21 protein-coding genes are annotated in these 23,066 nt (G+C 74.7%); 4 read left to right on the top strand and 17 right to left on the bottom strand.

Annotated elements, in window-relative coordinates; translation table 11 throughout:
• Window positions 1-8 precede the first annotated feature (8 nt).
• Window positions 9-830 (bottom strand): helix-turn-helix transcriptional regulator, encoded by an 822-nt coding sequence (locus tag ACZ4K2_RS28460; protein WP_467477433.1) that lies wholly within the window; start codon window positions 828-830, stop codon window positions 9-11.
• Between the two features lie 148 nt (window positions 831-978).
• Between ACZ4K2_RS28460 and ACZ4K2_RS28455 the strand changes: the two genes are divergently transcribed.
• A complete protein-coding gene (locus ACZ4K2_RS28455) occupies window positions 979-2,424 on the top strand; it encodes an MFS transporter (RefSeq protein ID WP_467477262.1) in 1,446 nt (481 codons plus the stop codon).
• Here the strand turns inward: ACZ4K2_RS28455 and ACZ4K2_RS28450 are convergent.
• The 5 genes from ACZ4K2_RS28450 to ACZ4K2_RS28430 all read right to left on the bottom strand — a co-directional run bounded on the left by ACZ4K2_RS28450 (window position 2,386) and on the right by ACZ4K2_RS28430 (window position 6,926).
• Window positions 2,386-2,745, bottom strand: a complete 360-nt coding sequence (locus ACZ4K2_RS28450) for an MmcQ/YjbR family DNA-binding protein (protein WP_467477258.1) — start codon at window positions 2,743-2,745, stop codon at window positions 2,386-2,388. The two genes, ACZ4K2_RS28455 and ACZ4K2_RS28450, sit on opposite strands and share 39 nt — an antisense overlap.
• A complete protein-coding gene (locus ACZ4K2_RS28445; protein WP_467477255.1) occupies window positions 2,742-4,043 on the bottom strand; it encodes a hemolysin family protein in 1,302 nt (433 codons plus the stop codon). The genes ACZ4K2_RS28450 and ACZ4K2_RS28445 overlap by 4 nt, the downstream gene beginning before the upstream one ends.
• Window positions 4,044-4,050: 7 nt before the next feature.
• Complete coding sequence (ybeY, locus tag ACZ4K2_RS28440; RefSeq protein WP_467477251.1) at window positions 4,051-4,548, bottom strand: rRNA maturation RNase YbeY; 498 nt, start codon at window positions 4,546-4,548, stop codon at window positions 4,051-4,053.
• A 12-nt stretch (window positions 4,549-4,560) separates the two neighbouring features.
• Window positions 4,561-5,640 carry a PhoH family protein gene (locus ACZ4K2_RS28435; protein ID WP_467477247.1) on the bottom strand — a complete coding sequence of 360 codons (1,080 nt, stop codon included), beginning with the start codon at window positions 5,638-5,640 and terminating at the stop codon, window positions 4,561-4,563.
• Window positions 5,641-5,768: 128 nt separating this feature from the next.
• A complete protein-coding gene (locus ACZ4K2_RS28430; protein ID WP_467477244.1) occupies window positions 5,769-6,926 on the bottom strand; it encodes a carbohydrate kinase family protein in 1,158 nt (385 codons plus the stop codon).
• A gap of 290 nt (window positions 6,927-7,216) precedes the next feature.
• Between ACZ4K2_RS28430 and ACZ4K2_RS28425 the strand changes: the two genes are divergently transcribed.
• Window positions 7,217-8,569 (top strand): MFS transporter, encoded by a 1,353-nt coding sequence (locus tag ACZ4K2_RS28425; RefSeq protein ID WP_467477241.1) that lies wholly within the window; start codon window positions 7,217-7,219, stop codon window positions 8,567-8,569.
• On the opposite strand, the gene ACZ4K2_RS28420 is transcribed toward ACZ4K2_RS28425, so the two are convergent.
• The 10 genes from ACZ4K2_RS28420 to hrcA form a co-directional block, all read right to left on the bottom strand.
• Complete coding sequence (locus ACZ4K2_RS28420; protein ID WP_467477237.1) at window positions 8,542-9,546, bottom strand: adenosine deaminase; 1,005 nt, start codon at window positions 9,544-9,546, stop codon at window positions 8,542-8,544. The genes ACZ4K2_RS28425 and ACZ4K2_RS28420 overlap by 28 nt on opposite strands.
• 20 nt (window positions 9,547-9,566) lie before the next feature.
• Window positions 9,567-10,472 (bottom strand): ribonuclease Z, encoded by a 906-nt coding sequence (locus tag ACZ4K2_RS28415; RefSeq protein WP_467477232.1) that lies wholly within the window; start codon window positions 10,470-10,472, stop codon window positions 9,567-9,569.
• Window positions 10,473-10,478: 6 nt separating this feature from the next.
• Window positions 10,479-10,832, bottom strand: coding sequence for a histidine triad nucleotide-binding protein (locus ACZ4K2_RS28410; RefSeq protein ID WP_467477229.1), 354 nt, complete (start codon window positions 10,830-10,832; stop codon window positions 10,479-10,481).
• 120 nt (window positions 10,833-10,952) lie between these two features.
• Complete coding sequence (locus tag ACZ4K2_RS28405) at window positions 10,953-14,180, bottom strand: S41 family peptidase (protein ID WP_467477227.1); 3,228 nt, start codon at window positions 14,178-14,180, stop codon at window positions 10,953-10,955.
• A 46-nt stretch (window positions 14,181-14,226) separates the two neighbouring features.
• Entirely contained in the window at window positions 14,227-14,739 is a 513-nt protein-coding gene (locus ACZ4K2_RS28400) for a hypothetical protein (protein ID WP_467477223.1), read from the bottom strand.
• Window positions 14,740-14,846: 107 nt separating this feature from the next.
• Entirely contained in the window at window positions 14,847-15,239 is a 393-nt protein-coding gene (locus ACZ4K2_RS28395) for a VOC family protein (protein ID WP_467477220.1), read from the bottom strand.
• A gap of 23 nt (window positions 15,240-15,262) precedes the next feature.
• Window positions 15,263-16,015 carry a 16S rRNA (uracil(1498)-N(3))-methyltransferase gene (locus ACZ4K2_RS28390; RefSeq protein ID WP_467477217.1) on the bottom strand — a complete coding sequence of 251 codons (753 nt, stop codon included), beginning with the start codon at window positions 16,013-16,015 and terminating at the stop codon, window positions 15,263-15,265.
• On the bottom strand, window positions 16,012-17,088 hold the full coding sequence (locus ACZ4K2_RS28385; protein ID WP_467477213.1) for a nitronate monooxygenase: 1,077 nt from the start codon (window positions 17,086-17,088) through the stop codon (window positions 16,012-16,014). The genes ACZ4K2_RS28390 and ACZ4K2_RS28385 overlap by 4 nt, the downstream gene beginning before the upstream one ends.
• A 168-nt stretch (window positions 17,089-17,256) precedes the next feature.
• Window positions 17,257-18,393 (bottom strand): molecular chaperone DnaJ, encoded by a 1,137-nt coding sequence (gene dnaJ / locus ACZ4K2_RS28380; RefSeq protein WP_467477211.1) that lies wholly within the window; start codon window positions 18,391-18,393, stop codon window positions 17,257-17,259.
• Window positions 18,394-19,410, bottom strand: coding sequence for a heat-inducible transcriptional repressor HrcA (gene hrcA, locus ACZ4K2_RS28375; protein WP_467477209.1), 1,017 nt, complete (start codon window positions 19,408-19,410; stop codon window positions 18,394-18,396).
• A gap of 159 nt (window positions 19,411-19,569) precedes the next feature.
• Here hrcA and ACZ4K2_RS28370 point away from each other — a divergent pair, with 159 nt between their 5' ends.
• Window positions 19,570-20,292 carry an MBL fold metallo-hydrolase gene (locus ACZ4K2_RS28370; RefSeq protein ID WP_467477206.1) on the top strand — a complete coding sequence of 241 codons (723 nt, stop codon included), beginning with the start codon at window positions 19,570-19,572 and terminating at the stop codon, window positions 20,290-20,292.
• Window positions 20,293-20,326: 34 nt separating this feature from the next.
• Window positions 20,327-21,142: a DUF3097 domain-containing protein gene (locus ACZ4K2_RS28365; protein ID WP_467477203.1), complete on the top strand. Its 816-nt coding sequence runs from the start codon at window positions 20,327-20,329 to the stop codon at window positions 21,140-21,142.
• A gap of 681 nt (window positions 21,143-21,823) precedes the next feature.
• Here ACZ4K2_RS28365 and hemW read toward each other — a convergent pair.
• Window positions 21,824-23,056, bottom strand: coding sequence for a radical SAM family heme chaperone HemW (gene hemW / locus ACZ4K2_RS28360; RefSeq protein ID WP_467477201.1), 1,233 nt, complete (start codon window positions 23,054-23,056; stop codon window positions 21,824-21,826).
• Window positions 23,057-23,066 lie beyond the last annotated feature (10 nt).

Below are 23,066 nucleotides of genomic sequence, written 5' to 3'. Positions count from 1 at the left end.
CACGAGGCTCACCCCGCCACGGGGTACATGGCCCCCCGCCGCCCCTCCGGGGACGTCAGCCACTCCAGTTTCGCGGCGGTGCCCGCCTCGTCCAGCGGGGTGTGCAGCACGATCAGCAGGTCGGGCCGGACCGGCACCTTCATCACGGTCGACTCCACGACCAGCGGGCCGACCACCGGGTGGTGCAGCTCCTTGCGCACCTGCCCCTGCTCCTCGATGCCCCGCTCCGCCCACAGCTCCCGGAACTCGGCGCTGCGGGCCGACGCCTCGGCGAGCACCGCCTGGAAGCCCTCGTCGTCGGGCCGGGCCGCGCACGCGGCCCGGAACTGCGCCACGACGGTGCGGGCGTTGCGTTCCCAGCTTCCGTCGCCCGACCGGTAGCGGGGGTCGACGAAGAAGTCGACCAGGCAGTTCTGGGTGGTGTCCCGCCCCATTCCGAGCACGAGCGCGGCGGCGTCGTTGTACATCACGCAGTTGTAGTACAGGTCCATGATGTGCGCCGGGTACGGCATCCAGGTGTCGATCAGCCGCCGCAGCCCGTCGCACATGTCCCGCTTGTCCGGCGCGACCTGGGGCGTGGGCGGGTTCAGTCCGGCGAGCAGGTACAGGTGCCGGCGCTCGGCGTCGCTGAGCCGCAGCACCCGGGCGACGGCGTCCAGGACCTGCGGGGAGACGGAGATGTCCCGCCCCTGCTCCAGCCACTGGTACCAGGAGGCGCCCACCCCGGCGAGCACGGCGACCTCCTCCCGGCGCAGTCCGGGCGTGCGGCGCCGGCCGCCGCCGCCCGGCAGTCCGGCCTCCTCGGGACGGACCCGGGCCCGCCGGCTCATCAGGAACTCCCGCAGTTCGTTCTGCCGTTGACTTCGCGTCGCCCCCGCAGCAGGCACGTACCGCTCCTCCCCCGTCGTCTCTGGTGGTGCCACCACCACCATAAGTTCCGACTCCCCACCGGTATTCCGGCCGCCCGATGCTCGTCGCATGGCGATCGACACCACCACCCCACCGTCCCCGCCCGCTCCCGCGGCCGCACCGCCCGGCGCCCCCCGGCTGTCGACGCGCGACAGGCTCGTCCTGTTCGTCCTGTGCGCGGCCCAGTTCATGGTCGCGCTGGACTTCTCCGTCCTGAACGTGGCGCTGCCGGATCTCGGCGGCGACCTCGGCATGAGCCGGTCCGCGCTCCAGTGGGCGGTCACCGCGTTCGCCCTGCCCTCCGGCGGCTTCCTGCTCCTGTTCGGCCGGATCGGCGACCTGTACGGCCGTCGCCGGCTGTTCCTGGCCGGACTCGGCCTGTTCGGCGCGGCCTCGCTGCTGGCGACGCTGGCCTGGGACCCGGCGTCCTTCCTCACCGGACGCGCGCTGCAGGGGCTCGGCGCGGCGGCGATCGTGCCGACCGGCATGTCCCTGCTGACCACCACCTTTCCCGAGGGCCCCGCCCGGGACCGGGCCCTCGGCATCTCCGGCACGCTGCTGTCGCTGGGCTTCACCGTCGGCATGGTCGCGGGCGGTGTGCTGACGGACACGCTCGGCTGGCGCTCCACGATGGCCGTGCTCGCCGTGTTCGCGCTGGTCGTGCTGCCGCTCGCGCCCGCCCTGCTGCCGGAGTCCCGCACCCCCGAGCGGCCGCGGCTGGACGTCCCCGGGGCGGTCACCGTCACCACCGGCCTGCTGGCGCTGATCTACGCCCTGTCCACGGCCGCCGGACACGGCCTCGGCCGGGCCGACGTGGTCGTCACGCTCGCCGCGGGACTGCTGCTGCTGGCCGCGTTCACCGTGGTCGAGCGCCGCTCGGCGGCCCCGCTCGTCTCGCTCCCGATGCTGCGCCGGCGCACAGTGGCCTGGGGCAACCTGGGCGGTCTGGTCACCTTCTCGATGATGTCGACGGTGGTGTTCGTCCTGACCCTGTACTTCCAGGAGGTCCTGCGCCTGTCGGCCTTCGAGACGGGTCTGGTCTTCGGCGTCCAGGGCGTGCTGTCCGCCGTCGCCGGCACGCTCGCCGCCCGGGTCGTCGGCCGCTTCGGCGCCCACCGCACGCTGGTGGGCTCGCTGGCCGGTCAGGGCGCCCTGGTGGCGACCCTGTTCCTGGTGAACGCGCACACCTGGTCGGTGTGGCCGGCCACGGTCGCCCTGTCCCTGGCGAGCATGTGCCACCTGGGCGCGATCGTCTCGTACGGGCTCACCGTCACCTCCGGCGTCCCGGACGCGGAACAGGGCCTGGCCACGGGTCTGGTGACCTCGACCCAGCAGGTCGGCCTGACGGTCGGCATCCCGCTGCTGGGCGTGCTGGCCACCACCTCCGGCGACCTGCTGGCCGGGGCGCGCACGGTCATGGCCGCGGACGCGGCCGTCGTCCTCGGCGCCGCCGTCCTGATCGGTCTGGGCCTCAGGTCACGGGCGGTCGAGCCGCAGCCGCTGGGCGCGCGGTAGCCCGGCGACGACCAGGTCGTAGGAGTCCTCGACCAGCTCCCGGACCAGCCGGTCCGGGAGCCGCGCGTCGGCCGTCACGGTGTTCCAGTGCCGCTTGTTCATGTGCCAGCCGGGGACGACGAGCCCCTCGTGCTCGCCGCGCAGCCGGACCGCGTCGTCCGGATCGCACTTGAGGTTGACGGTCAGGGGCCGCGCACCGAGGTTCGTCAGCGCGAACATCCTGCCCAGCACCTTGAAGACCGAGGTCTCCGGGTTGAACGGGAAGTCCTCGACGGCCGCGTTGAACGACAGGCAGAAGGCGCGCAGCTCCTGGGGGGTCACTCCGGCTCGCTCTCCTCGGCGACGGGCACGGGGACCGGCTCCACCAGCACCGTGACGATCTTGTTCCGGCGGCCGGCGGCGGCCTCCGCCGTCAGCCGCAGGCGGCGTCCGTCGGGCAGGTCGACCGGGGCCGAGGCGCCGGCGATGGGGACCCGGCCGAGCGCCTTGGCGAGCAGCCCGCCGACGGTCTCCACGTCCTCGTCGTCGTACTCCTCCAGGCCGTACAGCTCGCCGAGGTCGGTGATGTCCAGACGGGCCGTGACCCGGAAGGAGCCGCCGCCGAGGTCCTCCACGGGCGGCAGTTCCCGGTCGTACTCGTCGGTGATCTCGCCGACGATCTCCTCCAGGATGTCCTCGATGGTGACGATGCCCGCGGTGCCGCCGTACTCGTCGATGACGACGGCGACGTGGTTGCGCTCCTTCTGCATCTCGCGCAGCAGGTCGCCGGCGTTCTTGGTGTCGGGCACGAAGACGGCCGGGCGCATGGCCGTGGACACAAGGTCGCCCTCCGCGTCCCGGCTGATGTGGGTCTTGCGGACCAGGTCCTTCAGGTACACGATCCCGACGATGTCGTCCTCGCTCTCGCCGGTGACCGGGATCCGGGAGAACCCGGAGCGCAGGGCGAGGGTGAGGGCCTGCCGGATGGTCTTGAAGCGCTCGATGGTGACCAGGTCGGTGCGCGGCACCATCACCTCGCGCACCAGGGTGTCGCCGAGTTCGAAGACCGAGTGCACCATGCGGCGCTCCTCGTCCTCGATCAGCGACTCCTTCTCGGCGAGGTCCACAAGGGCGCGCAGCTCCGCCTCGGAGGCGAAGGGGCCGCGCCGGAAGCCCTTGCCGGGCGTCAGCGCGTTGCCGATCAGGATCAGCAGGGACGGGACGGGCCCCATGATCCGGGCGAGCGGCAGCAGCACGTACGCCGCCGCGGTCGCCGTGTTGAGGGGGTGCTGGCGGCCGATGGTGCGCGGCGAGACGCCGACGGCGACGTACGAGACGAGCACCATGACGCCGATGGCGACCAGCAGCGCCTGCCAGGTGGCGGTGAACGCCTGGAGGCAGGCGTAGGTGACCAGCGCGGCGGCGGCCATCTCGCAGGCCACGCGGACCAGCAGGGCCAGGTTCAGGTAACGGGTGGGGTCGGCGGCGAGCTGGGCGAGCCGGGCGCCGCCCCGCCGCCCGGACTTCACGGCCTCCTCGGCGCGGAAGCTGGAGACGCGCGCGAGGCCCGCCTCCGCACAGGCGGCGAGCCAGGCCACGACGACCAGCGCGATCGCGCCGACCACGATCTGCATCGACATCGGCCCGCTACGAGACGGTCGGTGCCGGGGACGGCCCGGTCAGGCCGCGCTCGGCCCGCCACCCGTCCACGATGGCGGCCTGAAGGCCGAACATCTCGGCCTTCTCGTCGGGCTCCTCGTGGTCGTACCCGAGCAGGTGCAGCACGCCGTGGACGGTGAGCAGCTGGAGCTCCTCGTCCATGGAGTGCTGCGTGGGCGCCTCGGCCCCCTGCCGGGCTGCGACCTCGGGGCACAGCACGATGTCGCCGAGCAGCCCCTGCGGCGGCTCCTCGTCGTCCTTCGACGGCGGCCGCAGCTCGTCCATCGGGAAGGACATGACATCGGTGGGCCCCGGCAGGTCCATCCACTGGATGTGGAGCTGCTCCATGGCGTCGGCGTCCACGACGATCACCGAGAGCTCGGAGAGCGGGTGGATGCGCATCCGCGCGAGCGCGTAGCGGGCGATGTCGAGGACCGCCTGCTCGTCTACCTCGGTGCCGGACTCGTTGTTGACGTCGATCGACATGGTCGTGCTGGTCTACTTCCCCTTGGAGCCCTTGGCGCCGGACGTGCCGCGGCCGCCCCTGGGGGCGCCGTTCTCGGTGCCGTTCTTGCTGTCGTACTTCTCGTACGCGTCGACGATACGGCCCACCAGCCGGTGCCGTACGACATCCTGGGACGACAGCCGGGAGAAGTGGACGTCCTCGACACCCTCCAGGATCTCCTGCACCTGCCGCAGACCCGACTTGGTGCCGTTGGGCAGGTCGACCTGCGTCACGTCACCGGTAATCACGATCTTCGAGTCGAAGCCGAGGCGGGTGAGGAACATCTTCATCTGCTCGGGGCTGGTGTTCTGGGCCTCGTCCAGGATGATGAAGGCGTCGTTGAGCGTCCGGCCGCGCATGTAGGCGAGCGGCGCGACCTCGATCGTCCCGGCGGCCATCAGCCGCGGGATGGAGTCGGGGTCGAGCATGTCGTGCAGCGCGTCGTACAGCGGGCGCAGGTAGGGGTCGATCTTCTCGTAGAGCGTGCCGGGCAGGAAGCCCAGCCGCTCGCCGGCCTCGACCGCGGGACGGGTCAGGATGATCCGGTTGACCTGCTTGGACTGCAGGGCCTGCACGGCCTTGGCCATGGCCAGGTAGGTCTTGCCGGTGCCCGCGGGGCCGATGCCGAAGACGATCGTGTGCTTGTCGATCGCGTCGACGTACCGCTTCTGGTTGAGCGTCTTGGGACGGATCGTGCGGCCACGCGAGGACAGGATGTTCTGCGTCAGTACCTCGGCCGGGGTCTCCGGCCCGTCGCTCGTCCCGTTCTCGCTCGCCTTGAGCATGGCGATCGAGCGTTCCACTGCGTCCTCCGTCATCGGCTGCCCGGTGCGGAGCACCAGCATCATCTCGTCGAACACGCGCGCGATGAGGGCGACGTCCGAAGGGTCGCCCACCGCGCTGATCTCATTGCCCCGGACGTGGATGTCGGCCGCCGGGAAGGCCCTCTCGATCACACGCAGGAGGGAGTCGCCGGAACCCAGCACGGTCACCATGGGGTGCTGGGCGGGGACGGTGAACTGCGCTCTCGCCTGCTCCTGCGCGGGGGTGTGAGCTGTGGGTGTCTGTGTCATGGGCCGGCGCTGAAGGCCTGCGCTTCCTCCTCGTCACGGCCGCGCGCTGAGGGCGGCCTCGCACTGTCCAGAGTACGACGGGGGGCCGACAACATCGTAGGAGTTTTCGACGGGCCCCGCGCCGGTGGTCAGCCGGCCCGGCCGAAGCCGACGGTCGGCACCGCCCGCCGCAGCGGCCAGGGCCGGTCCAGCCGCTCCGGCACCAGCCCGTCCAGGAAGGCGTAGCGCCGCAGCGCCTTGCGGTCCTGGCCGGGCAGCGACTGCACGCGCCGCCACCACGCCCCGATCTCCGACCAGCCCGGCGCCGACAGCGACCCCCCGAACTCCTGCACCGACAGCGCGGCCGTCAGCCCCGCGAAGGCCAGCCGGTCCGCCAGCGGCCACCCGGCCAGCGAACCGGTCACGAACCCGGCGACGAACACGTCCCCGGCCCCGGTCGGGTCCAGCGCCTCCACGGCGATCGCCGGCACCTCGGCCGCCTCCCCGGTGCGCCGGTCCACCGCGTAGGCGCCCTCCTCGCCGAGGGTCACCACGGCCACCGGCACGTACTCGCTCAGGGCGTGCGCGGCCCGCCGCGGGCAGTCGGCGCCGGTGTACCGCTTGGCCTCCTCGGCGTTGGGCAGGAACGCCTCGCAGTGCTCCAGGTCGGCCAGGCCGGACAGGTCCCAGGCGCCCGTCTCGTCCCAGCCGACGTCGGCGAAGATGCGGGTGCCCGCGCGGGCGGCGTCGGCGATCCAGGGCGCGCTGCGCCCCGGGGTGAGGGAGGCGACGGCGGCCCGGGCGCGCGGCGGCCGGGCCGGGCCGCCGCCTTGGAGGAACGCGGTCCGGGGCGGCGGCTCGTGCCCGTGGGAGACCATGGTCCGCTCGCCCTCGTAGGCCATGGAGACGGTGACCGGGGAGTGCCAGCCGGGCACGGTCCGCGAGGCCGAGAGGTCGATGCCCTCCCCCTGCTCCAGCGCGTCCCAGCAGTACTCGCCGTAGTGGTCGTCGCCGAAGGCCGCGGCGAGGGCGGTGCGCAGGCCGAGCCGGGCCAGGGCGGCGGCCATGTTGGCGACGCCGCCGGGGCTGGAGCCCATGCCCCGGGCCCAGGACTCGGTGCCGCGGACCGGCGCCGAGTCCAGGCCGGTGAAGATGATGTCGAGGAAGACCGTGCCGGTGAGGTAGACGTCCCAGGGCGGATCGCCCGGGACGCGCAGCGCGGCGAGCGGATCGACCTGGGTCTGGCGGCGCCCTGCCCGCGTGAGGTGTTCCGGTTCCTCTCCGGTGAGGGTGTGCGACGACGTCACGGTGCGCTCCCTGGCGTGGTGCGGTTCCGGCCAGTGTGCACCAGGCCGGGCGCCGGGGCGCCGGGTGACGAGCCGTTCGTTCCGGCGGAGGGGGCGGCTCCGGAACCTGGTGGCCGAATCCGCTACCCGGCCCCGCCGGACGCAAACGCACACGTGATCCAGATCACCGTTCCCGATCTTCTGCCCGAACCCCGTGCTTGATACAACTTGCTCGCGCGTTCCCGTCCGTCGACGGCCGTCGCCCCTCCCCCCTTTCCGAGCCGCTCCTCGCGCCTGCCCTGGGAACGCCCGTGCCCGCCGTCCGCACCCTGCCCTGGCCCCTCGTCGCCCTCTTCACGGCCGGCTATCTCGCCCCGTACCTGCTGCCGACCACCGTCGGCCGGCTCGACAGCGGACTCCCGCTCACCGCCACCCAGGCCGGCGCCGTCGGCAGCGCCCTGCTGCTGGGGTCGGCGGCCGCGGGCTTCCTGCTGGCCTCCCGGGTCGACCGGATCGGCCCCCGGGTGCTGGCCCGTGCCGGGCTCGCGCTCGCCGCCCTCGGCTACGGCGGCGCGGCCCTCACCGGCTCCGTGCCGGCCGTCGTCGCGGGCGCGGTCGCCGGCGGCCTCGGCTCCGGCACGGTCACGGCGGTCGCCGCGAGCGGCATCGCCGCCCTGGGCGCGCCGTCGGCCCGGACGGCGCCGGGGACGCGGAGCTGGGACCCGCACCGGGTCACCACGCTCGGTCTGCTCGGCGTCTCCGCCCTCGCGGGCGCCCTGTACCTGACGATCCCCCACCTCGGTCCCGGTCACGGTCTCCCGCTGGCCGCCGTCGCGGCGACCGCGCTCGCCGTCTGGCCGTTCACCGGCCGGCTGCCGGGCCGTGCGGCACCGGTCCGCGCGGCGGCCGCGCACGACGGCCGGCTCCCGCACCGCGGGGCCGGGCTGCTGCTGGCCGCCGCGATGCCCTGCTGGTCGCTGGCGCAGAACGCCCTCTGGGGGGTCAGCGGCCGGATCGGGCTGGAGCAGGCCCGGCTCTCCGAGGTCACCGTGGGCGCGGTGTTCGCGCTCGCGCTCGGCGCCGGGCTCGTCGGGGTCGTCGGGGCGGGCGCGCTCGGGCAGCGGCTCGGCCGGGCGAGGCCGATCGGCGCCGGCACGGCGCTCATCGCGGGCTGCATCGCGCTCAGCGCCTCGGCGCGGGGCCTGCCGGCCTTCGCGGCGGGCGAGATCTCCTGGAACCTGCTGTACCCGGTCGTGCTGTCGTACGTCATCGGTCTCGCCGCCTCCCTCGACCCGCGCGGCCGCTGGGCGGTCCTGGTGGGCTCGGCGTCCTCGCTGGGGACGGCGGCGGGACCGCTGACGGGCAGCGTGCTGGCGGCGGGAGCGGGCTTCCCGGCCATGGGCCGGGTGCTCGGCGCCGGGCTGCTGCTGATCGCCGTGCCGATGACGGCGGTGGCGCTGCGGGCCGGCCGGGGCCACCCCTCCGCCGCGGACGTCCCCGTCGTGGAGATCTCCGTCGTGGAGATCCCCGTCGCCCGGGTCCCCGCCGCCGGGGCCGCCGGTGCGGAGGTCGCGGTCGCGGAACTCCCGGTCGTGGCGGTCCCGGTGGAGTCGCCGGCCGTGCCCGTCCGGCACGCCTACGACACGGCGTCCCCGAACACGTAGGCGTCGACCTCGGCGAGGTACCGGGCCCTGCGCTCCTCGTCGTCCTCCAGGAAGGAGGCGAGGAAGGAGTTGCGGGCCAGCTCGCGCAGCCGGTCCTCGTCCAGGCCCAGGGTGTCCCGCACCGCCCGGAAGTTGTCCCCCGCGTACCCGCCGAAGTAGGCCGGGTCGTCGGAGTTGACCGTGCACAGCAGGCCCGCGTCGAGCATCCCCGGCAGCGGATGGTCGGCCAGGGTCTCCACGGCCCGCAGCCGGACGTTGGACAGCGGGCACAGGGTGAGCGGGATACGCTCCCGCACCAGCCGCTCGACCAGCGCCGGGTCCTCCATGCAGCGCAGCCCGTGGTCGACCCGCTCCACACCGAGCACGTCGAGCGCCTCGGTGATGTACGCCGGCGGCCCCTCCTCGCCCGCGTGCGCGACCCGGCGCAGCCCGAGCGCGGCCGCGGCCTCGTACACCTCGCGGAACTTCGCCGGCGGGTGCCCGACCTCGGCGGAGTCCAGGCCGATCCCGGTGATCCGGTCCAGGTACGGCGCCGCGGCCTGGAGCGTCTCCAGCGCCGAGTCGGCGGACTCGTCGCGCAGGAAGCACATGATGAGCCGGGTGGAGACGCCGTGGTTCCGCTCGCTGTCGCCGAGCGCCCGCCACAGCCCCTCCACGACCGTACCCAGGCTCAGGCCCCGGGCGATGTGGGCCTGCGGGTCGAAGAAGATCTCCGCGTGCCGCACGCCCTGCGCGGCGGCCCGGGCGAGGTAGGCGTCGGCGAGGTCGGCGAAGTCCTGCTCGGTGCGCAGGACGGTCATCAGCTCGTAGTACAGGTTCAGGAAGGACTGGAGGTCCTCGAACCGGTAGGCCGTGCGGAGTTCCCCGGTGTCCGCGTACGGGAGGGTCACGCCGTTGCGGGCGGCCAGCTCGAAGGCCAGCTCCGGCTCCAGGGTGCCTTCGATGTGGAGGTGCAGTTCAGCTTTCGGGAGGGACATCACGGCATCGTACGGCGCTTTCACCGACGTTTCGGAAGCGGCACCCGCAGCAGGTCGTACGCGACGGTCAGCTCCCCCTCGAACCCGGCCGCCCGCGCCTGCCGCTCGAACTCCTCGGGATCGGTGTAGCGCTGGCTGAAGTGGGTGAGGACCAGGTGCCGCACACCCGCGTCCCGGGCCGCGGCGGCGGCCTGACCTGCCGTCAGGTGGCCGTGCTCGACGGCCAGTCCGATGTCGTCGTCGAGGAAGGTGGACTCGATGACGAGCAGGTCGCAGCCCTCCGCGAGCGCGTGCACGCCGTCGCAGAGCCGGGTGTCCATGACGAACGCGAACCGCTGCCCGCGCCGCACCTCGCTGACGTCCTCCAGCGTCACGTCCCCGAGCCGGCCCTCGCGCTGGAGGCGGCCCACGTCCGGGCCCGCGATGCCGTGCGCGGCGAGCCGGTCGGGCAGCATCCGGCGGCCGTCCGGTTCGGTCATCCGGTAGCCGAAGGACTCGACCGGGTGGGACAGCCTGCGGGCCTCCAGGGTGTACGACGGGGTCACCGCGAGGGGGCCGTCGGCGTCGACCGGCGCCTCGGTGATGCCGACCGTCTCCCGGTAGGCGGTCGCGTGGCGCAGCCGCTCGAAGAAGTGCCGCCCGGAGCGCGGGTAGTGCGCGGTGACCGGGTGCGGCACCTGGTCGAGGTTGATCCGCTGGATGACGCCCGCGAGGCCGAGGCAGTGGTCGCCGTGGAAGTGGGTGACGCAGATCCGGTTCAGGTCGTGGGCGGCGACCCCGGCGCGCAGCATCTGCCGCTGCGTGCCCTCGCCGGGGTCGAACAGGATGCCCTCGCCGTCCCACCGCAGCAGGTAGCCGTTGTGGTTGCGGTGCCGGGTCGGGACCTGGCTGGCGGTGCCGAGGACCACCAGTTCACGGACGGACACGGCCGGTTATCCGGGCGGCCACTGCAGGCCCCGGCCGCCGAGCACGTGGGCGTGCGCGTGCCAGACGGTCTGGCCGGCGCCGCTGCCGGTGTTGAAGACGAGCCGGTAGCTGTCCAGCTTCTCCTCGTCGGCGACGGCCCTGGTCTCCGCGAGGACGTCGGCTGCCAGCTCGGGCGCCCCGGCGGCGAGCTCCGCGGCGTTCTCGTAGTGGGCCTTGGGGATCACCAGGACGTGGGTGGGGGCCTGGGGGTTTATGTCCCGGAAGGCCACGGTCGTCTCCGTCTCGCGGACGATCGTCGCCGGGACCTCGCCCGACACGATCTTGCAGAACAGGCAGTCGTCCTGCGGTTCGCCGGCCATACGCTGCGCTCGCTTTCGCCGAAGATCGGTACGGGGGCATCGTAGTCGTTCGACCGCGCCCCGGTGGGGGGTTGGCGGCGGTGCCCCGCGGGGCCGCACGCCGGTGCGGCCCCGCGCCGGTCAGCCGGGCAGCGGCGGCGGCGTCCTGGCGGGGTCGCGCTCCAGCTCGCGCAGCGCGAGCGCGATCGCCGCGTCCAGCTGGGCGTCGGTGCCCGAGGCCCAGTCCTGGGGCCGCTGCACGACCTCCACGTCCGGGTCCACGCCGTGGTTCTCCACGTCCCAGCCCTGCCCCTCCAGCCAGATCGCGTACTTCGGCTGCGTGACCAGGGTGCCGTCGACCAGGCGGTAGCGGCTGTCGATGCCGACCACGCCGCCCCAGGTGCGGGTGCCGACGACCGGGCCGATGCCGAGGGCCCGGATCGCCGCGTTGACGATGTCGCCGTCGGACCCGGAGAACTCGTTGGCCACGGCGACGACCGGGCCGCGGGGCGCGTCCAGCGGGTAGCTGGTGGGGCGCATGCCGCGCGCGACGTCCCAGCCGATGATCCGGCGGGCCAGCTTCTCGACCACGAGCTGGGAGGTGTGCCCGCCGCGGTTCTCGCGGACGTCGACCACCAGCCCCTCCCGGGCCACCTCCACGCGCAGGTCGCGGTGGATCTGGGCCCAGCCGGGGGCCTGCATGTCGGGGACGTGCAGGTAGCCGAGCCGGCCCGCGGAGGCCGCGTGGACGTGGGCGCGGCGTTCGGCGACCCAGGCGTGGTAGCGCAGGGGTTCCTCGTCGGCGACGGGAACGACGACCGTGTGGCGCACCTCGCCGCCGGCGGCCGGGGAGACGGTCAGCTCGACGGGGTGGCCGGCCGTGCCGGCGAACAGCGGGCCCGGTCCGGTCACCGGGTCGACCTGGTGGCCGGCCACGGCGACGACCGCGTCGCCGGGGCGCACGGCGACCCCGGGCGCGGCGAGCGGGGAGCGGGCGTCCGGGTCGGACGTCTCCGACGGCAGGATCCGGTCGACGCGCCAACTTCCGTCCGGGTGCCGGGAGATGTCGGCGCCGAGCAGACCGTGCCGGGCGCCGCCGGCACCGCCGGGCGGGCTGACGTAGGCGTGCGAGGTGCCGAGTTCGCCGTGCACCTCCCAGAGCAGGTCGACGAGGTCGCTGTGGGTGGCGAGGCGGCCCAGGAGGGGGCGGTAGCGGTCGAGGACGGCCGTCCAGTCGACACCGCCGAGGTCGGGCCGCCAGAAGTGGTCGCGCATGAGCCGGCCGGTCTCGTCGTACATCTGCCGCCACTCGGCGGCCGGGTCGACGGTCTGGCGGACCCGTCCGAGGTCGACGGTGACGCTGGTGTCGCCGTCGTCGTCGGCGCCGGTGCGCCGGTCGGCGGGCACCACCCGGAGCCGGCCGTCGCTCCACAGCAGGACGCGCCGGCCGTCGCCGCTGACCTCGAAGTGGCCGGCGTCGGAGGCGAGGTGGTCCAGGCGGCGCCGGACGAGGTCGAACCGCTCCAGCTCGGTGTGCGGGTCGGGGTCCCCGGGGTGCGCGCGGGAGGTGCCGAGGACGCCCCGCACGGGGTGGCGCAGCCAGAGGACGCCGTCCCGGGCGGCGCGCAGGCCGGAGTAGCGGCCGGCCTCCACCGGGAAGGGCACGATCCGGTCGGCGAGCCCCTCGGGGTCGACGCGGGTGGTAGGGGTGCCCTCGCTGTCGGGGGTCTCGTCCTTGTCGGGCGCCTCCACGGGGCGGCCGTGGCGCTGCGGGCCGAACGGCGAGGGGGTGGTGGCGGCCAGTGTGATCAGGTGCGGGCGGGCGCCGGCCACGAAGGCGAGGTCGAAGACGTGCTCGTCGTAGACCGGGTCGAAGGCGCGGTGGGAGAGGAACGCGAGGTGCCGGCCGTCGAGGGTGAAGGCGGGCGCGTAGTCCTGGAAGCGCAGCGGGGTCGCCTCGACGACCGACAGGTCGGTGGTGTGGGCGATGCGCAGCTGGGAGAGCGGGCGCGGGCCGGGGTGGGCCCAGGCCAGCCAGGCGGAGTCGGGGGAGAAGGCGAGGCCGGAGACCTCGCCGTCGTCGCTGCGGTCCACCTCGCGGACCTCGCCGGTCTCCCGCTCGACCAGGAGCAGCCGGCCGTCGTGCGCGGCGACGGCGGCCCGGCTGCCGTCGGGGGCCACGGCCAGCTCCAGCACGCGGCCGAGCAGGCCCGCGCCCAGGCGGCGCGGGGGCGCGCCGGGCACGGTGCCGGTCGCGGGGGCGAACTCCAGGGAGTCGTCGCCCTCGGCGTCCGTCACCCACACCGCCCACTCCTCGCCCTCGGCGCGGAAGGCGCGCGGCAACCGGGCGCGCACGCCGGGGGTGGCGGCCAGGGCGCGGGCCGGGCCGGCGCGGTGGGTGACCCAGTGGACGCCGCCGCGCACGCAGACGGCGCTGCCGCGCCCGGTGTGGTCGGGGGACGCCTCGCCGAGCCAGCGGGCGGCGTCGAGCGGGTACGGCCGCAGGTCGACCCGGGGCCCGCCGAGCCGGATGTCCAGGCGGCGCGGCTCGGCGCCCTCCAGGTCGTCCAGCAGCCAGAGTTCACCGGCCACCGCGTAGACGACCCGGGTGCCGTCGCCGGCCGCGTGCCGGGCGTAGAAGCCCGGGCCGCTCCCGCCGAGGGGGGTGTGGCGGCGCAGGCCGGAACCGTCGGCGAGGGAGGAGTACAGCGCCCCGGTGCCCTCGTGGTCGCTGAGGAAGGCGATCCGGTCGCCGGCCCACACCGGGCACTCGATGTTGCCGTCGAGCCCCGCGTGCAGCCGGACGAACTCCCCGTCGCCGTCGCGGTCGATCCACAGCTTGCCGGCCGTGCCGCCCCGGTAGCGCTTCCAGTAGGCGGCCTCGCGGCCCATCGGCGCGGACAGCAGCACGGTGGCCGGTCCCGGGGCCACGCCGCCGACGGGGCCGTACGGCAGGGTCTCGGCCGGTCCGCCGTCCAGCGGGACGGCGTGCGCCCAGGTGTGCCGGGAGCTGGGCCGGCCGTGCGCGCCGAGCGCGAGCACCCGTCCGTCCGGGGTCCAGCCCCGCACCTCCGTGCGGTGGTGGCCCCAGTGGGTCAGGCGCCGGGCGGGGCCGCCGTCGACCGGGGCGACGTGCACCTCGGGGGCGCCGTCGCTGGTGGAGGTCCAGGCGAGGTGTCCGCCGTCCGGGGATATCCGGGGATGGGTCACCGGTGTGTTGTCGGCGCTGACCCGCCAGGCCCGGCCGCCGTCGAGCGGCGCGAGCCACACGTCGTCCTCGGCGACGAAGGTCACCAAGTCGCCGTGCAGATGCGGGAAGCGGAGGTATGCGGAGCTTTCCGTGGCTCCCGTCGAGGCACCCTGAGTCACGCGGTCACTCTACGCAGCGGCCGGGGCGGCCGCCCCGGTTTTTCGGTCACTTGCCCTGCACGGGCCAGACGGTCCGGGTGACGGTGACGGTCACGGTGGGCCGCGGCTGTCCCGTGGGCAGGCGGTACGTCGGCCCCGGCTTCGCCGAGCAGTCGCCGAGCCCGCTCACCCGGAACACCTGTCTGCCGCCGACCTCGGCCTTCAGGTCCCCGCGCACGCAGGCGCCGTCGACGGCCCGGGTCACCAGGCCGGTGACGGTGATCTTCCGGCCGTCGTCCGTCTCGCCCCGGCAGTCGACCGAGACGAGGGCGGTCTCGCCCGACGAGGGTGTGTCACCGCCGTCCTTGTCGCGGTAACTCCCCGTGCAGGTGAGCCACTTGACGTTCACGTCCCGGCGTTCCAGCGCGTCGGTCGCGGTCCGGTCGGTGGTGTACGCGACGGTCGCGGACCCGAGGCCGCCCGGTTCGCACGCCACCACGGCGCCTGCGCCCAGCACGGCGAGGCCCGCCACGGCCACCGCCCGCGGCCCGCGCCGTGTCCCTCTTCTCCATGCCCCCATGCCTGGCAGCGTGCCACCGGCCCGGACGGGACGGAAGGCCGGAAACGGCCACTCACCCGTTCGGGCGGACGGCGGGGGGCGGCGGAGGTCTGCCGCGCCGTCGGCCGTCAGCCGCGCAGCAGCAGCCATTCCTGGAGTTCGACCAGGTTGCCCTCGGGGTCCTTGAGGTGGGCCACGCGCATGCGGTCGGTCATGGCGGCCGGCCCGTGCAGCAGGCCGGCGCCGCGCGCGGCGATCTCCGCGCAGTAGGCGTCCAGGTCGTCGACGCGCAGCACGACCAGGGAGCGGTGACCGGTGGCGGTCCCGCCCAGCTCGTCCAGGATCCGGGCCATCATCGCGCGGTCCTGGAGCGCGATCCCGGCGGAGCCCGCGTGCGGGCTGAACTTCTCGTACGGGCCCTCGCTCGCGCCGGACTGCGGCCGGAGCCCGAGGACGTCGGCGTAGAAGCGGTAACAGGCGGCGAAGTCGGTGACCAGGAGCCGGACTTGGGCGAGTTCCACGGTGTCCCCCGGGTGCGGTGTCGTCAGGACCAGCGGCCGGTGCGGCCCAGCAGCAGGGCCACGGCGGCGGTGCCGGCGGTGGAGGTGCGCAGCACGGTGGGCCCGAGCACGCACGCCTTGGCGCCGGCCTCCTCGAAGAGGGCCAGCTCGTCCCGCGCGACGCCTCCCTCGGGACCGACGACCAGCACGATCCGTCCGCGGGCGGGCAGTTCGGCCGTCGCCAGCGGCAGGCTCTCGTGCTCGAAGTCGGAGTGCAACACGGCGGCGAAGTCGGCTCCGGCGAGGAGCGCGGCGACCTGCTTGGTGCTCGCGGCGTCCGCGACCTCCGGGAAGCGCAGCCGGCGGGACTGCTTGCCGGCCTCGCGGGCGGTGGCCCGCCACTTCGCGAGCGCCTTCAGTCCCCGCTCGCCCTTCCACTGGGTGATGCAGCGGGCGGCCTGCCAGGGCACGATCGCGTCGACCCCGGTCTCCGTCATGGTCTCCACGGCCAGCTCGCCGCGGTCGCCCTTGGGCAGGGCCTGGACGACGGTGATCCGGGGGCTGGGCTCGGGCTCCACCGGGAACGCGAAGGGCTCGACGACCATGTGGTCCTTGCCCGAGACGCTGACGACGACCCCGGCGGCACCCCGGCCCTCGCCGTCGGTGAGCACCACCTCCTCGCCGGGCCGCATCCGCCGCACGGAGACCGCGTGCCGTCCCTCGGGTCCGTCCACGTCGACGACCGAGCCGGGGCCCACGCCCGCCAGCGAGCCGACGACGAACACCGGCGCGGTCATCGGGCGCCACCCCCGGCCGACAACGCTGTCCTGGCGGTGTCGAGTTCCTCGGCCAGCACCTCCACCAGGCCGCCGGCGGGCAGCTCGCGGGCCAGCCGGTGGCCCTGTCCCGCCCACAGCGCCATGCCCTGGGCGTCCCCCGCCTTGGCGGCGGCCTTGCGCAGCGGCGCGGTGAGGTGGTGGATCTCCGGGTAGGCGGCGGGGGCGTAGGGGCCGTGCTCGCGCAGGAAGCGGTTGACCAGTCCGCGGGCCGGGCGGCCGCTGAAGGCGCGGGTCAGCTCGGTGCGCACGAACAGGGGGTTGGTGAGCGCCTGCTTGTGCTCGGCGCTCGCGCCGGACTCGTGGGCGGCGAGGAAGGCGGTACCGAGCTGGGCCGCATCGGCGCCCGCGGCGAGGACGGCGGCGATCTGGCCGCCGCGCATGATGCCGCCGGCGGCGACGACCGGGACGCGCACGGCCTCCCGGACCTGCGTGACCAGCGACAGCAGTCCGATGCCCGAGCCGTCGTTCTCCGGGATGTCCCGGTGGGTGCCCTGGTGGCCGCCGGCCTCGACGCCCTGGGCGACGACCGCGTCCGCCCCGGCCCGCTCGGCCGCGCGGGCCTCCTCCGCGGTGGTGGCCGTGACCAGGGTGAAGGTGCCGGCCCGGTGCAGCGCGTCGAAGACCTCCCGGTCCGGCACGCCGAAGTGGAAGGAGACCACCGGCACCGGGTTGTCGAGCAGGACGGCGAGCTTGGCGTCGTAGCCGTCGTCCCGGGCGCTGTCCGGGTCCCCCAGCTCGGTCTCGTACCAGGCGGCCTCCCCGGCCAGCTGGTGGGCGTAGACCTCGACGGCGCCGGACTCGGCGTACTCCGGCTGCGGCACGAACACGTTCACGCCGAACGGGCGGCCCGTGAGCGCCCGCAGCTGCTTGATCTCCTGGTACATCCCGTCGGCGGTCTTGTACCCGGCGGCCAGGAATCCGAGGCCGCCGGCCTCGCTGACGGCGGCGGCGAGCTGCGGAAGGGAGGTACCGCCCGCCATCGGGGCCTGCACGATCGGGTGGGGGAAGAGATCGGTCAGCGCGGAGGACATGAGCGCATGGTGTCACGTCCTCCGGACAAGTCCGAATCCGGGCTTCGCCCGCCCCGGACCGGTGGCGCGGGGGTGCCGGAGCACCCCGCGCGAGGCGCCCCGGCGCCCGGGGCGTCTCGCCGCGCGGCGGGGCGCGGCCGGGGGTGCCCCGGGCGGGCGGGCGGCGGGTCAGCGCCCGTTGAACGCGTCCTTCAGCCGGGAGAACAGGCCCTGCTGACCGGGCTGGAACTGGCCCGTCGGGCGCTCCTCGCCGCGGAGCTTGGCCAGCTCGCGCAGCAGCCGCTCCTGCTCGGGGTCGAGCTTGGTCGGCGTGAGGACCTCGACGTGGACGATCAGGTCGCCCCGGCCGCCGCCGCGCAGGTGCGTGACGCCCCGGTTGTGCAGCGGGATCGACTGGCCGGACTGGGTGCCGGGCCGGATGTCGACCTCCTCCATGCCGTCCAGGGTCTCCAGCGGCACCTTCGTGCCGAGCGCCGCCGCCGTCATCGGGATGGTGACCGTGCAGTGCAGGTCGTCGCCGCGCCGCTGGAAGGTCGGGTGCGGCAGCTCGTGGATCTCCACGTACAGGTCGCCGGCGGGGCCGCCGCCGGGGCCGACCTCGCCCTCGCCCGCGAGCTGGATGCGGGTGCCGTTGTCGACACCGGCCGGGATCTTCACGGTGAGCGTGCGGCGGGAGCGGACCCGGCCGTCGCCGGCGCACTCCGGGCACGGCGTCGGCACGACGGTGCCGAAGCCCTGGCACTGCGGGCACGGCCGCGAGGTCATGACCTGGCCCAGGAAGGACCGGGTGACCTGGGAGACCTCACCGCGGCCGCGGCACATGTCGCACGTCTGCGCGGAGGTGCCCGGAGCGGCGCCCTCGCCGTTGCAGGTGTTGCAGACGACCGCGGTGTCGACCTGGATGTCCTTGGTCGTCCCGAAGGCCGCCTCGTCCAGCTCGACCTCGATCCGGATCATCGCGTCCTGGCCGCGCCGGGTGCGCGAGCGCGGCCCGCGCTGCGACGCCGTGCCGAAGAACGCGTCCATGATGTCCGAGAAGTTGCCGAAGCCGCCGGCCCCGAAGCCGCCCGCGCCGGCGCCGCCGGACTGCGAGAGCGGGTCGCCGCCGAGGTCGTAGACCTGCTTCTTCTGCGGGTCCGACAGCACCTCGTAGGCGGCGTTGATCTCCTTGAACCGCTCCTGGGTCTTCGGATCCGGGTTGACGTCCGGGTGCAGCTCGCGCGCGAGCCTGCGGAACGCCTTCTTGATCTCATCCTGCGACGCGTCGCGGCGCACGCCGAGAACGGCGTAGTAGTCCGTGGCCACTTACGACTCCGCCAGGATCTGTCCGACGTACCGTGCCACTGCGCGTACCGCTCCCATCGTTCCCGGGTAGTCCATGCGGGTCGGTCCGACCACGCCGAGCTTGGCAACCGCCTCGCCGCCCGAACCGTAGCCCACCGACACGACGGAGGTTGAGTTGAGTCCCTCATGGGCGTTCTCGTGGCCGATGCGCACGGTCACGCCCGGGTCCTTGGCCTCGCCCAGGAGCTTGAGGAGCACGACCTGCTCCTCCAGGGCCTCCAGGACGGGCCGGATCGTGAGGGGGAAGTCGTGCCCGAAGCGGGTGAGATTGGCGGTGCCGCCGATCATCAGCCGCTCCTCGTTCTCCTCGACGAGTGTCTCCAGAAGGGTGGAGAGCACCGTGCAGACCGTACCCCGGTCCTCGGCCTCGAAGCCTTCCGGCAGGTCCTCGACCAGCTTCGGCACGTCCGCGAACCGGCGGCCCGCCACCCGGCTGTTCAGCCGCGCCCGCAGGTCGGCCAGCGAGGTCTCGCCGAACGGCGCCGGGCAGTCGACCATCCGCTGCTCGACCCGGCCGGTGTCCGTGATCAGCACGAGCATCACGCGCGCGGGGGCGAGCGAGAGCAGCTCCACGTGCCGCACGGTGGACCGGGTCAGCGACGGGTACTGGACGACGGCGACCTGCCGGGTCAGCTGCGCGAGCAGCCGCACGGTCCGCGCCACGACGTCGTCGAGGTCGACGGCGCCCTCCAGGAAGTTCTGGATCGCCCGCCGCTCCGGCGCGGTCATCGGCTTGACGCCGGCGAGCTTGTCCACGAACAGGCGGTAGCCCTTGTCGGTGGGGATGCGCCCGGCGCTGGTGTGCGGCTGGGCGATGTACCCCTCGTCCTCCAGGGCCGCCATGTCGTTGCGGACGGTGGCCGGGGACACGCCGAGGCTGTGCCGCTCGGTCAGCGCCTTGGAGCCGACCGGCTCCTCGGTGCCCACGTAGTCCTGGACGATGGCGCGCAGCACCTGGAGCCTGCGTTCACTCAGCATTCGCGCGCACCTCCAGCACGTCGTCCCCTCGTCATCGCCGTCGTTCTCCTGGCACTCCTCGCGGGCGAGTGCCAGCATTCCCCGGCCAGTGTACGGCCGAGGGGTACGCACTGGGCAAGGTCGGGCCGCGGCACCGGGCCGTACCGCTAGCGTCGCGGTATGACGGTGACTTGGGAAGACCTGGGGTGGGAGCGGCTGGCCGCGGGGGTCGGGCGGCGCCGGCTGCCCGGCTGGGACTGCACGGCCGGCCTGGTGCTCGGCGGGAGTACGACGCTGGTGGTGGACGCCGGTTCGAGCCTGGCCGAGGGGGCGCGGCTGCGCTCCGATGCCCAGCGGCTGGCCGGCGGACGTGTGACCCATCTCGCGCTCACCCATCCCCATTTCGACCACGTCTTCGGGGCCGCGGCGTTCGCCGGGACGGAGGTGTACGCGGCGGTGGGCACCGACTCGGTGTTCGCCCACGAGCGCGGGGCGCTGCGCGCGGACGCGGTGCGGTGCGGTCTGCCGGCGGCGGACGCGGACGAGGCGGTGGACGCGCTGGCGCCGCCCCGGCACCCGGTCTCCGGCGAGTGGACGCTGGACCTCGGCGGCGGCCGGCAGGCGCTGCTGGCCGACGTGGGGCCCGGGCACACCGCCCACGACCTCGTGGTCCTCGTCCCGGGCCCGCCCGAGGTGGTCTTCTGCGGGGACCTGGTCGAGGAGTCCGGCGAGCCGCAGGCGGGTCCGGACGCGGTCCCGTCGCGCTGGCCGGACGCGCTCGACCGGCTGCTGGCGCTCGGCGGCGAGGACGCGTTGTACGTGCCCGGTCACGGAGCGGTGGTGGACGCGGCGTTCGTACGGCGGCAGCGCGACGCCCTGGCGGCGCGCTTCGGCGTGTCGTGAGCGCCGCCGTACGGGTTTCCCTATCGTCATCCGAATGCGCCAGTACTCCGCCGACCTGACCCCGCCGTGGAAGAAGCCGAAAGCGGCGCCGGAGGTGCCTGCGGAGCCGGGCCTGGTGGTCGAGGAGCCCGGCACCGGGTTCTGCGGCGCGGTGATCCGCTGCGAGGCGGGCACGGTGACGCTCGAGGACCGCTTCGGCAGGCACCGGGTGTTCCCGCTGGAGCCGCGCGGCTTCCTGCTGGAGGGCAGGCCGGTGACGCTCGTACGGGCCTCGGCGGCGGCCCCCGCCCGGCCCGCCCGCACCGCGTCCGGTTCGGTCGCCGTGCCGGACGCACGCGCGCGCGTGGCCCGCGCCGGCCGCATCTACGTCGAGGGCCGGCACGACGCCGAGCTGGTCGAGAAGGTGTGGGGCGACGACCTGCGCATCGAGGGCGTCGTCGTGGAGTACCTGGAGGGCGTGGACGACCTGCCCTCCGTCGTCGCCGGTTTCGCCCCGGGCCCGGACGCCCGCCTGGGCGTCCTGGTGGACCACCTGGTGCCGGGCTCGAAGGAGTGGCGCATCGCGGAGTCGGTGACCAGTGAGCACGCGCTGGTGGTCGGCCACCCGTACATCGACGTCTGGCAGGCCGTGAAGCCGTCCGCACTGGGCATCCCGGCCTGGCCGGCGGTGCCGAAGGGGCAGGACTGGAAGACGGGCGTGTGCCGGGCGCTGGGCTGGCCGGCGGAGAACACCGGGGCGGTGTGGCAGGCGATCCTGAAGCGGGTGCACTCCTACAAGGACCTGGAACCGGAGCTGCTGGGCCGCGTGGAGGAACTGATCGACTTCGTCACGGGAGCCGGCGAAGCCTGACCCGGGGGCGGGCGCGGGTGCCGCGGTACCCCCGGCCGGGACCTGCGCCGGCCCGGCCCATGGCGGTTGCCGGACGGGGGCGGGGTCGCGCCCGGGGCAGGGTCGGCGCCCGGGGCGGTGTCCGCACGCCGAGTCGGGTACCGCACCCGCCGGTGACCGCGGACCGGGCAGGGGCGGGAGCCGCACGCGTGTCGGTGCCCGGTCAGCGCCTCCGCTCCGCCCTGGCCGGCGGCGGTCCTCAGACCGCGTGCGGGTGCCCCGGGTGGGGTACCGCGTTCACCGGTGCCCGGTCGGGACCTCCGGCCGCCCGGCCGACGGCGGCCCTCGGCCCGGATGGCGCCCAGGTCGGGGCGGCGCCCGCGGCGCGGATGCCACGTCCGCCGGTGACCCGTCGGTGGCCCTCCGCCCACCCGGCCGGCGGCGGCCCGCGGACCGGGGTCGGCGTCCGAACCGGACTCCCGGAGCGGGTGCCGCATTCGTCGGTGCCCGCTCGGCGCCTTGGCTCCGCCCGACCGACGTCGGCCCTCGACCGGGCCGACTCCGGGACCAGGGGCGGGTCCCGGGCCAGGGTCCCGAGGCCGGGTCCTGGCGGGCCCAGGGGCAGGTCCCGGAGGGCCCGGGGGCCAGGTCACAAGGCCGGGTCACCGAGGGTCCCGGAGGCTGCCCGGTCGTCGGGGGTGGTCAGTCCACCAGGTCTCGTACCACCGCGTCCGCCAGCAGGCGTCCGCGCAGGGTGAGCACCGCCCGGCCCTCCTCGTACGGCTCCTCCTGGAGCAGTCCGTCCGCCCGGGCCCGCCGGGAGGCCGCGAGGCCGTCCTCCTTCAGCAGGGCCAGCGGGACGCCCTCCCGCAGCCGCAGCTCCAGCAGGATCCGCTCCACCCGGCGGTCCTCGTCGGTCAGCAGCTCCCGGCCCGCGCCCGGGGAACGTCCCGAGGCGAGGGCCGCCGCGTACGCGCCGGGGTGCTTCACGTTCCACCAGCGCACCCCGCCCACGTGCGAGTGCGCCCCCGGACCCGCGCCCCACCAGTCGGCGCCCCGCCAGTACAGCTCGTTGTGCAGGCAGCGGCCCGCCTCGGAGGTGGCCCAGTTGGAGACCTCGTACCACTCGAAGCCCGCCCGGCCCAGCGTCTCCTCGGCGATCAGGTAGCGGTCGGCGTGGACGTCGTCGTCGGTCATCGGGACCTCGCCCCGGCGGATCCGGTGGGCGAGCCGGGTGCCCTCCTCGACGATGAGCGCGTAGGCGCTGACGTGGTCGGGGCCGGCGCCGAGGGCGGCCTCCAGGGACGCCCGCCAGTCGTCGTCGCTCTCGCCCGGCGTGCCGTAGATCAGGTCCAGGTTGACGTGCTCGAAGCCCGCCGCCCTGGCCTCCGCCACGCACGCCTCGGGGCGGCCGGGCGTGTGCGTGCGGTCGAGGACGCGCAGCACGTGCCGGCGCGCGCTCTGCATGCCGAAGGAGATCCGGTTGAAGCCGCCCTCGCGGAGGGTGGCGAGGTAGGCGGGGTCGACGGACTCCGGGTTCGCCTCCGTGGTGACCTCCGCGTCCGGGGCGAGCCCGAACTCGTCACGGACCACCCCGAGCATCCGGACCAGGTCGTCGGCGGCCAGCAGGGTCGGCGTGCCGCCGCCCACGAAGACCGTGCGGACCTCGCGCGGGTCGTCGCCCAGCACCTTCCGCGCCAGCCGGACCTCGTCCGCGAGGGTGTCCGCGTAGTTGTCCCGGGAGGCGAGCACGCCGCCGGTGCCGCGCAGCTCGGTCGCGGTGTAGGTGTTGAAGTCGCAGTAGCCGCAGCGGGTCGCGCAGTACGGGACGTGCAGGTAGAAACCGAGCGGGCGGCCGGCGGCCCCGGCGAGCGCGTGCGGGGGCAGCGCGCCGTCGGCGGGGACGGGCTCGCCGTCGGGGAGTGCGGAAGGCATGCCTTCCATT

Source organism: Streptomyces sp. NPDC025833, assembly GCF_055558055.1.
Note: the sequence above shows the minus strand (reverse complement) of the source record. Positions and strands in the feature narration are given on the sequence as shown.